The organism is Nocardia sp. NPDC057227 (assembly GCF_042669725.1).
Lineage (GTDB): Bacteria > Actinomycetota > Actinomycetes > Mycobacteriales > Mycobacteriaceae > Nocardia > Nocardia asteroides_A.
The window spans coordinates 127,885-139,629 of sequence record NZ_JBHUXA010000003.1 but is presented as its reverse complement, the minus strand read 5'-3'; the positions used below and the strand labels follow the sequence as shown (position 1 = coordinate 139,629).

Genomic DNA, 11,745 nt, shown 5'->3' with positions numbered 1-11,745 from the left:
AGGAGGACTGGAGTTCAGATGGTGTTCGCGTTGGGCTTCGCCCTGTTCGCCCTCGGCATCACGATCTCGGTCGCGCTGCACGAGTGCGGCCACATGTGGGCGGCCCAGGCGACCGGCATGAAGGTGCGGCGCTACTACATCGGCTTCGGCCCGAAGGTCTTCTCCTTCCAGCGCGGCGAGACCGAGTACGGCCTCAAGGCGCTCCCGCTCGGCGGCTTCTGCGACATCGTCGGGATGACCGCGCTGGACGAGGTGCCGCCGGAGGATCTGGACCGGGCCATGTACCGGCAGGCCACCTGGAAGCGCATGGTGGTGATGTTCGGCGGCATCGCGATGAACTTCCTGCTCGGCTTCCTGCTCGTGGTGGTGCTCGCGATCGGCTGGGGGCTGCCGCAGCTGGACCCGGTCGAGACCAAGCTCGGCGCGATGAACTGCGTCGCCACCGCCAACCCGGACGGCACCCTGCAGGAGTGCGCGGGCACCGGCCCGGCACAGCGCGCCGGGCTGCGGCGCGGCGACGTGGTGACCGCGGTGAACGGCGTGGCGGTGAGCACCTGGAAGGACTTCCAGCGCGAGACCCAGAAGCAGACCGGCACCTTCGACTACACGATCGAGCGGGACGGCGCGACGCTCACCGTTCCGGTGACGCCGGAGCGCACCGTGCGCTACGACGACAAGGGCCAGAACCCGCGCGAGGTCAGCGCCGTCGGCGTCGGTTCCTTCGGCGCCGAGCCGCCGCAGAAGTACGGCGTGCTCGGTGCCGTTCCCGCCTCGCTCGCCTTCACCGGCGACATGTTCGTGCGCACCCTGGAATCGCTGGCCCAGATGCCTGCCAAGGTGTCGGCGCTGTGGACCGCGGTGACCGGTGGCGAGCGCGACCCGGAGACCCCGGTCAGCGTGTACGGCGCCAGCCGGATCGGCGGCGAGACCGCCGAGCGCGGGCTCTGGGGCATCTTCATCCTGGTCCTGGCCAGCCTGAACTTCTTCCTCGGCGCCTTCAACCTGCTCCCGCTGCTTCCGCTGGACGGCGGGCACATGGCCGTCGTGCTCTACGAGAAGGCGCGCAACTCGCTGCGCGCCTGGCGCGGGCTGGCCCCCGGCGGCCCGGTCGACTACCTGAAACTGCTGCCGCTCACCTACGCGGCGGTGGTGCTCGGCGGCGCGTACATGGTGCTCACGCTCACCGCCGACATCGTGAACCCGGTCAAGCTGTTCCCCTGATCGCGGCTGTCGGCGGCCTCACACCGGGCACACTCGCGAAGCGCGACTAAGCTCGATGGCGCAACGGCTCGACCACGCACCTGAGGAAGAAGGCAGCCGACAGTGACCACCATCGGATTGGGGATGCCCGCCGCACCGGCGGCCGTCCTCGCACCCCGGCGCAAGACCCGCCAGCTCATGGTCGGCGGTGTGGGCGTCGGCAGCGATCATCCGATCTCGGTGCAGTCCATGACGACCACCAAGACGCACGACATCAACGCGACGCTGCAGCAGATCGCGGAGCTCACCGCCTCCGGCTGCGACATCGTCCGGGTCGCGTGCCCGCGCCAGGAGGACGCCGACGCGCTGGCGACCATCGCGAAGAAGTCGCAGATCCCGGTGATCGCCGATATCCATTTCCAGCCGCGCTACATCTTCGCCGCGATCGATGCCGGGTGCGCCGCGGTCCGGGTGAACCCCGGCAACATCAAGGAGTTCGACGGCCGGGTCGCGGAGGTCGCCAAGGCGGCCGGGGCCGCGGGCATCCCGATCCGGATCGGCGTCAACGCGGGCTCGCTCGACCAGCGGATGCTGGCGAAGTACGGCAAGGCCACGCCGGAGGCGCTGGTGGAGTCGGCGCTCTGGGAAGCCGGGCTCTTCGAGGAGCACGGCTTCGGCGACATCAAGATCTCGGTCAAGCACAACGACCCGGTGATCATGGTGGAGGCGTACCGGCAGCTGGCCGCGCAGAGCGACTACCCGCTGCACCTCGGGGTCACCGAGGCCGGGCCCGCGTTCCAGGGCACCATCAAGTCGGCGGTGGCCTTCGGCGCGCTGCTCAGCGAGGGGATCGGCGACACCATCCGGGTCTCGCTCTCCGCGCCGCCCGCCGAGGAGATCAAGGTCGGCGGGCAGATCCTGCAGTCGCTGAACCTGCGGCCGCGCAAGCTGGAGATCGTCTCCTGCCCGTCCTGCGGGCGGGCCCAGGTCGACGTCTACACCCTCGCCAACGAGGTGAGCGCCGGGCTGGAGGGCATGGAGGTGCCGCTGCGCGTCGCCGTCATGGGCTGCGTCGTGAACGGGCCCGGCGAGGCGCGCGAGGCCGATCTCGGTGTCGCCTCCGGCAACGGCAGGGGCCAGATCTTCGTCAAGGGCGAGGTCATCAAGACCGTCCCCGAGGCGCAGATCGTCGAGACGCTCATCGAAGAGGCCATGCGGATCGCCGAGCAGATGGGCGAAGCCGAATCCGGCGATCCGGTGGTTACCGTCGGGTAGAAGATCAAGGTTCGGTACTTGCTGTACCGCTCCGGCCCGGTTCGTGGCAGGCTTGGCGTTGTGCGGAGTCTGCTGGAGCCGGCGCGTCGGGCGCGGCACCCGGCCGCGCGACAGCTCGCGAACCGGGATCTCGCGCAGGTGCTGCGCGTCCTCGATACCGATCCGGTCGCGTCGTGCATGGTCGCGGCCCGATTGCAGGAGTACGGCCTGGATGCCAGGTACGGCTACGGCGAGCTGTGGAGCCGGGGTGACCCCGACGATTCGCTGTGCTTCTCCGGCGCGAACCTGGTGCCGCTGCGCGGTGACGCCGCCTCGGTGAAGGCCTTCGCCGAGCGCGCGCTGCGCTTCCCGCGCATGTGCTCCTCGGTGGTCGGCCGCCGCGAGCTGGCGCTGCCGCTCTGGGAGGCGCTGGCCGGGCACTGGGGTCCGGAGCGCGAGGTGCGCGGCGTGCAGCCGCTGCTCGCCCTGGCCGGGTACGCCGTGATCACCGCGGACCCGGAGGTGCGCAAGGTGCGCCCGGACGAGCTGGACCGCTACCTCGAGGCCGCCATCGCCATGTTCATCGAGGAGGTCGGCGTCGACCCGAGGGCGGGCGACGGCGGCCGCGGCTACCGCAGGCGGATCGCCGGGCTGATCGAATCCGGCCGGGCCTGGGCCCGATTCGACGACGGCGAGGTCGTCTTCAAGGCCGAGGTCGGCGCGCTCTCCCGGCGCACCGGGCAGATCCAGGGCGTCTGGGTGCACCCGGAGCACCGCGGGAAGGGGCACGGCGCCACCGGCACCGCCGCGGTCGCCAACGCGGTGGTCGCCTCCGGCCGCACCGCCAGCCTCTACGTCAACGACTACAACGGCGCCGCGCGCCGCGCGTACCGGAAGGTCGGCTTCCAGCAGATCGCCACCTTCGCCACCGTTCTGCTGGACTGAGCGGCCGAACTCCCCGGTGCGCCATCGGGGTTTGCCGGTCGATCGCCGGTTACCATCGGGCCGTGTCGATCCGGATGGTCACCACGTTCGCGGCGACGGTCTGCACGGTGCTGGCCGCCGTCGGCTGCTCGGCGGGCCCGCAGGGCCCGATCCCCGCCGCCGACGCCTTCGTCGAGGCCTTCGCCGAACGTCGCACCGACGACGCCGCCGAACTCACCGGCCTCCCCGAGAAGGCCGGGCCCGCACTGGAATCCGCGTGGAAGAACCTCCAGGCCGAGAGCCTGGCGGCGACCACGGGGCAGGCCAGGGTCAGCGGCGACACCGCGACGGTGGAGTACACCTACGAGTGGAAGCTGCCGAAGAACCGGGTCTGGAGCTACACCGGCCAGCTGCAGATGGGCAAGATCGACGGTCGCTGGGCGGTGCGCTGGACCTCCGCCGACATCCACCCCCGGCTCGGCGACACCCAGTCCATGGTGCTGCGCGCCGACCCCGCGCCGAAGGCGAGGGTGAACGAGTCCTCCGGCAGCGACGTGCTGGTGCCGGGCCGGGTCTCCCGGGTCACCTTCGACACCGGCGCCGCCGCCGACCCGGGCAGCACCGCCACCACGCTGGCCCGCGCGCTGCACCGCTTCGACACCGAGCTGACCCCGCCGAAGATCCTCGCCGCCGCCCGCGCCGCGCGCGGCCCGCACACCGTGATCGCGCTGAACGAGGTGGAGGCGGACCAGGTCACGAACGAGCTCATCGGGCTGCCCGGCGTCACGCTCGTCCCGGAGTGGGACATGGTGCCGACCGATCGGAAGTTCGCCCCCGACCTGATGACCCAGGTGCGGCAGACGGTGATCACCGAGGTGGACGGCAGGGCAGGCTGGAGCGTCGTCACGGTGAACGCCAACGGCGCCGACACCGACGTGCTCACCGAGGTGGCCGCGCAGCCCGCGCCGTCTTTCGCGCTGAGCGTCGACCGGTTCGTGCAGAACGCGGCGCAGCGCGCGGTGGACGTGCGCCGCGACGAGCAGACCATGATGGTGGTGATCCGGCCGTCCACCGGCGCGATCCTGGCGGTCGCGCAGAACGAGGCCACCGACCGGGACGGCCCGATGGCGACCATCGGCCAGTACCCGCCCGGTTCGATCTTCAAGACGGTGACCGCGACCGCCGCCATGACCGCCGGCCTCGCCGATCCGGACACCGTGCTGCCCTGCCCGAGCCGGATCACCATCGGCGAGCGCACGATTCCGAACTACGACCTCTTCTCCGTCGGCAGCGTGCCGATGGCCACCGCGTACGAGCGCTCCTGCAACACCTCGTTCGCCAAGCTCGCCAGCGAGCTGCCCGGCGACGCGCTGCACAGCGCCGCCGCCTCGCTCGGGGTCGGCGCGACCTACACCGTCCCCGGGCTGCCGACCTTCTCCGGCTCGGTGCCGCCCGCCGAGGAGTTGGTGCAGCGCACCGAGGACGGCATCGGCCAGGGCCGGGTGGTGGTGAGCCCGTTCGGCATGGCGCTGATGGCTGCCACCGTCGCCACCGGGCGGGCGCCGACACCGTGGTTGATCGGTGGCCGCACCACCGAGGTCGACGGCGAGCGCCCCGACCCGGCACCGGCGGCGATCGACGGGCTGCGCACCATGATGCGCAAGGTGGTGACCGGCGGTACCGCCGAGCGGATCGTCGACCAGGGCGAGGTCTACGGCAAGACCGGCGAGGCCGAGGTGGACGGCGGCTCGCACTCGTGGTTCGTCGGGTACCGCGGCGATCTCGCCTTCGCCACCCTGCTGGTCAAGGGCGGCAGTTCGGACAATGCGGTCGCGGTGACCAGGGACATGTTCACGGCCCTGCCGCCGGACTACTGATCGGCGCGGTGCAGGGTGGCGGCGAGGTGGTGCGTCAGCGGCTCGCCGACGGCGGCCATGCGCACCGAGTAGTCCAGCGCGTCGTCCCGGACGGTGAACGAGCGGCCCATCGCGGTCACCGATTTCGCGGTGCTGCTGAGCCCGATTCCGGTGGTCCGGAGTTCCAGCCGGATCGCGCCGTCTCCGGTGTCGAGCGTGCCCTCGTAGATCTCGGTGATGCCGGTGGGGTGGGCCAGGATCAGCTCCACCCGGTCCGGCGCCGGACAGCGCAGGTAGCCGGTCTCGGCATGCAGCGGGCGGCCGTCGTCGGCGGCCCGCGTGCGCTGCCGGTAGGTGAGGAACGGGCGGCCGATGTGCCCGAACTCCACCTCCTCCAGATAGTCGAAGGAGTCGATGGTCGGGTACTCGCCGTGGCCCTTGCCGCGCCAGACACCGAGTAGCGGGGTCAGTGCGGTGAGGGCGGGGTGCGGGGCTGGGGTGGGGGCTGCCACCGGTCGAGGGTAGCCCCCGCCCGGGCTCACTCCACGGCGGCAGGCCACTCGACTTCCGGTTGCCCGCCGGGCCTACGGCGCGACCGGCTTCGCCTGCCTGCGCAGCGCGAGTTGGTTGACCGCCCACAGCAGGGCGCCGACGCCGAGCAGGATGCCCGCGATGAGGTATTGCTCCGGGTTCCGGTCGGTGAAGGGGGTGACCAGGAAACCGCAGGTGAGCGCGCCGATGATGGGCAGGATGGTCGGGGTGCGGAAGTGCTTGTGCTCGACCGGGTCGCGGCGCAGGACCAGTACCGCGATGTTGACGATGGTGAAGACCGCGAGCAGCAGCAGCGCGGTGGTGCCGCCGAGTTCGGGGACCTGGCCGACGAAGAGGATGAGCGCCAGCCCGAGCACGGTGGTGAAGACGATCGAGATGTGCGGGGTGCGCCTGCGCGGGTGCACCGCCGCGAAGGCGCGCGGTAGCACGTCCTGGCGCGCCATGCCGTAGAGCAGCCTGCTGGCCATGAGCATGTTGATGAGCGCCGAGTTGGCTACGGCGAACATGGTGATGAAGGCGAAGATGCCGGTGGGGAAGCCGGGGGCGCCGATCTCGACCACCTTCAGCAGCGGGGTGTCGCCCGCGCCGAGCTCGCTCGGCTCCACCAGCGCCACCGCGGTGATCGAGACCAGCACGTAGATGAGGCCGGTCAGCAGCAGCCCGCCGAGCAGCACCTTGGGGAAGATCTTGCTCGGCTGCTTGCACTCCTCGGCCATGTTCACCGAGTCCTCGAAGCCGACCATGGCGTAGAAGGCGAGCGTGGTGGCGGCGATGACGCCGCCGAGCGCGGAGCGGTCGCCGGTCTCGAACTCGGTGACCCGGCCGAAGTCGCCGTTGCCGTAGCCGAGCGCCCACAGCCCGACGGCGATCACGATGAGCAGCCCGGTCAGCTCGATGCAGGTGAGCACCACGTTCAGCTTGACGCCCTCGCTCACCCCGCGCAGGTTGATCGCGGCGATCACGAGGATGAAGGAGAGCGCGACCAGCGTGATGCCGATGCCGTCGCCGATGCCGAGGTCGAACGCCTCGGCGAAGTTGGCGGCGAAGGCGCGGGCCGCCGTCGACGCCGAGGTGATGCCGGAGCTCATCACCGCGAAGGCGACCATGAAGGTGACGAAGTGGATGCCGAACGCCTTGTGCGTGTACAGCGCGGCGCCCGCGGCCTGCGGGTACTTGGTGACGAGCTCCAGGTAGCTGAATCCGGTGATCAGCGCGACCAGGAAGGCGACGAGGAACGGCACCCAGACGGCGCCGCCCACCTCGTTGGCGACCTTGCCGGTGAGCGCGTAGATCCCGGTGCCCAGGATGTCGCCCACCACGAACAGGAGCAGCAGCCCCGGACCCATGACGCGTTTCAGCTCGGGTTCGGTGGCGCTGTCGGCGGTCACCTCGGCCATGGCGCACCTCCTTCAGCACTCGGTGGTGCAGAGGGAATTACCCAATCCGCCGCGGTTTCAGTCGCCGATCTCGGCGAGTTCCGCCGCGGCGGCGGCGATCATGGCCGCGGAGTCGCGCGGGCTCAGCGCCATGGCGCGCAGCTGGTCGAAGATGACGCCGAAGCGGCGGATCTCGGTGTGCCCCTCGATCAGTTCGTCGCCCGCCAATCCCTCGACGTAGACCAGCTCGGGATCGGCCGGGTTCGGGAAGTCGAGCAGCGTGAAGGCGCCCGCCATGCCCGGGTGCGCGCCCGCGTCGAAGGGCAGGATCTGCAGGATCACGTTCTTGCGCTTGATCTCCTGCAGCAGCCGCTCCAGCTGGCCGCGCATGGTGACCGGGCCGCCGACCACCCGGCGGATGGCCGCCTCGTCCATCACCACCCAGAGCTCCAGCGGCTCGTCCTTGGTGAGGTTGACCCCCCGGTCCATCCTGGCCTTGGCCCTGCTCTCCATCATGGACGCCTCGAGCTTCGGCATGGAGGTGTCGATGACGGCGTTGGCGTACTCGTAGGTCTGCAGCAGCCCCGGCACCGTCGAGGTCTGGTAGTGCCGCGCCGAGAGCGCCTCGGACTCGAAGTTGATGTAGGCCGCGTAGACCTCGGAGACGCTGCCCTCGTAGGCCCGCGCCATGCCCGGCTTGAGCGCCGTGGTGAGCAGCTCGATCGCTTCCTCGCGCTGCTTGTCGTCGACGTCGTACAGGTCGAGCATCGCCATCAGCGTGCGCCGCTGCGGCCGCGCCTGCGCCGTCTCGATCCGGTACAGCGTGGTGATGTTGATGCCGGTGCGGCTGCTGACCTCTTCCTTGCCGAGCCGCGCGTCCTCCCGCATCTCGAGCAGCATCGCCGCCAGCCGGCGCAGCCCGACGGTGAGCACCGTGCGCTTGCCTGCCATGCCACCCCTTCCGTGCGGGCCCGCGCACGGGACGGATCCGGCGCGGGCAGACCTCAACGGTACCGCTCGGGCGGCGCCGCCGTTCACGGGTCGCGCGACGTGTCGGCGACTTGGCATCCGGCCGATCCAAACCGGGTTCCCGCGCGGTCGCCCGCTCTAGCGTTATATGCCGTGACCAGCAGCGCTATCCTCTCCCGTTCCGCAACAAACGAACCGGCCGGTGGGTTCGGTCCGGTCGTGCCGCTCCCGCCGGGAGCTGTTCGATTGGTCGGCGGGGCGCCCGCCGCCGAGGCCCTGCCTACCAAGGAATTGGCCGATGCCTTCACCACCGCTCTGACCGGTGCCACCGCGCTGCAGTACTCGGTGGCGACCGGCATCGAGCCGCTGCGCGCGTGGATCGCCGACCACGAGGGGACGACCCCCGACCGGGTGCTGGTCACCAACGGCGCGCTGCACGGGCTCAGCCTGCTCTTCGCCGCGCTGCTCGACCCCGGCGACGTCGTCGCGGTGGAGAACCCGACCTTCCCGGTCGCGCTGCGGGTGCTCGCGCAGTACGGGGCGCAGGTCGTCGGGGTGCCGAGTTCGGCGGCCGGGCTCGACCTGGACGCGCTCGAGCAGCGGCTGCGCGACGGGCTGCGGATCAAGCTGCTCTACCTCATCCCGGACTTCCAGAACCCCACCGGCGCGACGCTCGCCGCCGCCGACCGGGCGCGGGCGGTGGCGCTCGCCGAGCGGTACGGCTTCGTGGTGGTCTCCGACAACCCGTACCGCTCGCTGCGGTTCGCCGGGGCGGCGCTGCCGGATCTGCCGCTGGCGAGCGACGCCGTGGTCCGGGTGAACACCTTCTCCAAGACGCTCGGGCCGGGGCTGCGGTCGGGGTGGATCGTCGCGCCGGAGTGGGTGCTCCCGGTGCTCACCCGGCTGCGGGCCAACGTGGACCAGCACAGTTCGCTGCTCACCCAGACGGCGCTGGCCGGTGTGCTCGCCGAACCGGGCTTCTTCGACGGCGTGCTGGCCAACGGCAGGGAGCTGTACCGGGAGCGGTCCGGCGCGCTCACCGCGGCGCTGCGCTCCCGGCTGGGGGAGCGGGCGGCGTTCGACGAGCCCGAGGGCGGGATCTTCCTGTGGGTGCGGGCCACCGAGCCCGGGCTCGACCTCGTCGCGCTGCGCGAGCGGGCCAGGGCGCTCGGGGTCGAGTTCGCGCTCGGGCGCTACTTCGACCCCGAGGGGGCGGGCGGGCACACCGATCGGATCCGGCTCGGCTTCAGCAACGCCACCAGCGCTGATATCGAACTCGGCGTCGAGCGCATCGCCGCGGCCTGGGCGGGCTGAACACCCTCGCCTCGCCGCCGCGCGGGGTGCGGGGCCGGATCGCTCGGCCCCTCCGCGCCGCGCTCAGCCCTCCGCGGCCCTGGCGAAGAGGCGGCGGGCATTGTCGCCGCCGACCAGCGCCCGCGCGGTGGAGTCGAGCTCGGCCGCGTCGAAGAAGGCGGTGACGTCGCGCCGGGTGCCGTCGGTGCGGATCGGCCAGTCGGTGCCGAGCACCACGCGGTCCGCGCCGAGGACGTCGATCTGGTAGCGCAGCGCGGCGGGGTTCAGCCGCAGGGTGTCGATGTGGATGCGGTGCTGCCTGCCTGCCAGGTGGTCGGCGGCGAAGAGCAGGGCGCCGGTGCCGAGCGAGGTGAAGACCAGGTCGAGCTTGGGGAGGTCGTCGGTCACGCCGTGGTGCAGCAGGGTGAGCAGCGCGATCCCGTTGGTGAAGCCGCGGCCGAACGACACGCCCGGTGCGCCGGCGGTGGCTTCCAGCGCGGCGGTGTCGGGGGCGAAGACCGGGTGTACGAAGACCGGGACGCGCAGCTCGGCGGCGGCCTCGAGGGTCGGCCGGGTGACCGGCGCCCCGACCGAGACCCCGTCGCGCGCGGAGTCGATCACGATCCCGGCCAGCCCGAGCCGCCCGACCGCGTCCCTGACCTGCTCGGCGCCGTCGGCGCCGGCGAAGGCGTTCACCGTGCCGAGCCCGCCGAGCAGCGGCGCGTGCGCCGCGACCAGCCCGGCGAGGTGCTCGTTCACCCGGTCGAGCTGCTCGCGCGGCACCTCGCCCGGCCCGAAGAGCAGGTCGACAGGGGCGCCGAGCACCCGGTGCGACACCCCGCCCTCGCGGGTGAATCGCAGCAGCTCCTCGGTGTCGTCGAGCAGGGCGAACGGCCCGCCGGTGCGCGCGTTCGCCGGCGCGATCTCGCGCCACCACGGCGGCCGGAAGTGGGCGTGGAAGTCGAGCAGTTCGGTCATCGGGAAACCTCCTGGGGTGCGTAGCGGCTCGCGGGTCTCGGCAGGCCGAGGCGGGCGCGCAGGGTGCGGTCGGTGTACTCGGAGCGGACCAGGCCGCGGCGCCGCAGCACCGGGAGCACGTGGTCGACGAAGTCGGTGAGATGGTCCGGGTAGCGGGCGAACTGGAGATTGAAGCCGTCCGCGGCGCCCGCATCGGACCACTCCTGGAACGAGTCGGCCAGCTGCTCCGGCGTGCCGACCAGATCGCGGTGGAAGGTGCCGCGTTCCAGCAGCTCCCGGACGGTGAGCGGCCGCTCGGCGAGCAGCGTGCGCAGCGCCCCGGTGAACCCCTCGGAGCCGTAGGTATCGCCGAGCGGCGGCACCAGCTCCGGCGGGAACGGCCGGTCCAGCTCCAGCGACCCGGGATCGAGCCCGAGGAAGGCGGCGAAGCCGCGCACCCGGCTCGCGTCGTCGACCAGGGCGTCCAGCTCGGCCTTGCGCGCCCGCGCCTCGGCCACCGTGCTGCCGATGATCGGGTTGACGCCGGGCAGGATCTTGATGCCGCGCGGGTCGCGGCCGTACCGGGCGGCCCGGCGCCGGATGTCGGCGGCGAACTCCGCCGCCTGCGGGATCAGGTGCTGCGCGGTGAAGACCGCGTCGGCGTAGCGGGCGGCCAGCTCCCGCCCGCCCTCGGAGCCGCCGGCCTGCACGATCGGAATCCGGCCCTGCGGCGGCCGCGGCACCTGGAGTGGCCCGGCGACCTGGAAGTGCGCGCCGCGGTGGTCGATCGGGTGGATGCGCGCGGGGTCGGAGAAACGCCCGGAGACCGGGTCGGCGAGCAGGGCCTCGTCCTCCCAGCTGTCCCAGAGCGCCTGGACGACCTCGATGGACTCGGCGGCGCGGGCGTAGCGCTGTTCCCTGGGCGGCAGCACCCGCTCGCCGGACTCCGGCGGCCCGCCGAAGTTGGCCGCCGCACCCCGATCCCGGGTGGTGACCACGTTCCAGCCGACCCGCCCGCCGCTGACGTGGTCGAGCGAGGCGAAGGTGCGGGCGATGTGGTACGGCTCCTGGAAGGTGGCGCTGGTGCTGGCGATGAAGCCGATGTGCTCGGTGGCGCCCGCCATCACGGTCACCGCGACCGCCGGGTCCAGCGACGACACCGGCATGCCCGCACCGCCGCCCTTGAGCATGACCGCGTCGGAGAGGAACACTGCGTCGAGCAGCCCGCGCTCGGCCTCCCGCGCCACCGCCTTGAAATGCGCCGGATCGATGAGCGCGCGCGGGTTGCCGCCCGGCGAGCGCCAGGCCGCCGGGTGCGCCCCGGCGGTGAGCAGGTTGACGTTGAGCACCAGGTGTTTCGGCAC

At 72.0% G+C, this 11,745-nt stretch carries 10 protein-coding genes; 5 read left to right on the top strand and 5 right to left on the bottom strand.

Annotated elements, in window-relative coordinates:
* Positions 1-18 precede the first annotated feature (18 nt).
* The 4 genes from ACFUJ1_RS06510 (at position 19) to ACFUJ1_RS06495 (ending at position 5,255) form a co-directional block, all read left to right on the top strand.
* A complete protein-coding gene (locus ACFUJ1_RS06510; RefSeq protein WP_378643271.1) occupies positions 19-1,221 on the top strand; it encodes a M50 family metallopeptidase in 1,203 nt (400 codons plus the stop codon).
* A 123-nt stretch (positions 1,222-1,344) separates the two neighbouring features.
* Positions 1,345-2,475 carry a flavodoxin-dependent (E)-4-hydroxy-3-methylbut-2-enyl-diphosphate synthase gene (gene ispG / locus ACFUJ1_RS06505; protein ID WP_378643765.1) on the top strand — a complete coding sequence of 377 codons (1,131 nt, stop codon included), beginning with the start codon at positions 1,345-1,347 and terminating at the stop codon, positions 2,473-2,475.
* Between the two features lie 60 nt (positions 2,476-2,535).
* Positions 2,536-3,399: a GNAT family N-acetyltransferase gene (locus ACFUJ1_RS06500; protein ID WP_378643269.1), complete on the top strand. Its 864-nt coding sequence runs from the start codon at positions 2,536-2,538 to the stop codon at positions 3,397-3,399.
* Positions 3,400-3,473: 74 nt separating this feature from the next.
* Entirely contained in the window at positions 3,474-5,255 is a 1,782-nt protein-coding gene (locus ACFUJ1_RS06495; protein WP_378643763.1) for a penicillin-binding transpeptidase domain-containing protein, read from the top strand.
* Here ACFUJ1_RS06495 and ACFUJ1_RS06490 read toward each other — a convergent pair.
* Genes ACFUJ1_RS06490 through ACFUJ1_RS06480 form a run of 3 tightly spaced genes read right to left on the bottom strand, consistent with a single transcriptional unit; the run spans position 5,249 to position 8,113 of the window.
* Positions 5,249-5,776, bottom strand: a complete 528-nt coding sequence (locus ACFUJ1_RS06490) for a peroxynitrite isomerase (RefSeq protein WP_378643267.1) — start codon at positions 5,774-5,776, stop codon at positions 5,249-5,251. The genes ACFUJ1_RS06495 and ACFUJ1_RS06490 overlap by 7 nt on opposite strands.
* A gap of 42 nt (positions 5,777-5,818) precedes the next feature.
* Positions 5,819-7,183: an APC family permease gene (locus ACFUJ1_RS06485; protein WP_378643265.1), complete on the bottom strand. Its 1,365-nt coding sequence runs from the start codon at positions 7,181-7,183 to the stop codon at positions 5,819-5,821.
* A gap of 57 nt (positions 7,184-7,240) precedes the next feature.
* The gene (locus ACFUJ1_RS06480; protein ID WP_378643262.1) at positions 7,241-8,113 is read right to left on the bottom strand and encodes a helix-turn-helix domain-containing protein; all 873 of its coding nucleotides are present in this window, start codon (positions 8,111-8,113) and stop codon (positions 7,241-7,243) included.
* 237 nt (positions 8,114-8,350) lie between these two features.
* On the opposite strand from ACFUJ1_RS06480, the gene ACFUJ1_RS06475 reads away from it, so the two are divergent.
* Entirely contained in the window at positions 8,351-9,445 is a 1,095-nt protein-coding gene (locus tag ACFUJ1_RS06475; protein ID WP_378643260.1) for a PLP-dependent aminotransferase family protein, read from the top strand.
* A gap of 63 nt (positions 9,446-9,508) precedes the next feature.
* On the opposite strand, the gene ACFUJ1_RS06470 is transcribed toward ACFUJ1_RS06475, so the two are convergent.
* Both ACFUJ1_RS06470 and ACFUJ1_RS06465 read right to left on the bottom strand, forming a co-directional pair.
* Complete coding sequence (locus tag ACFUJ1_RS06470; protein WP_378643257.1) at positions 9,509-10,402, bottom strand: amidohydrolase family protein; 894 nt, start codon at positions 10,400-10,402, stop codon at positions 9,509-9,511.
* Complete coding sequence (locus ACFUJ1_RS06465; protein ID WP_378643254.1) at positions 10,399-11,745, bottom strand: NtaA/DmoA family FMN-dependent monooxygenase; 1,347 nt, start codon at positions 11,743-11,745, stop codon at positions 10,399-10,401. The genes ACFUJ1_RS06470 and ACFUJ1_RS06465 overlap by 4 nt, the downstream gene beginning before the upstream one ends.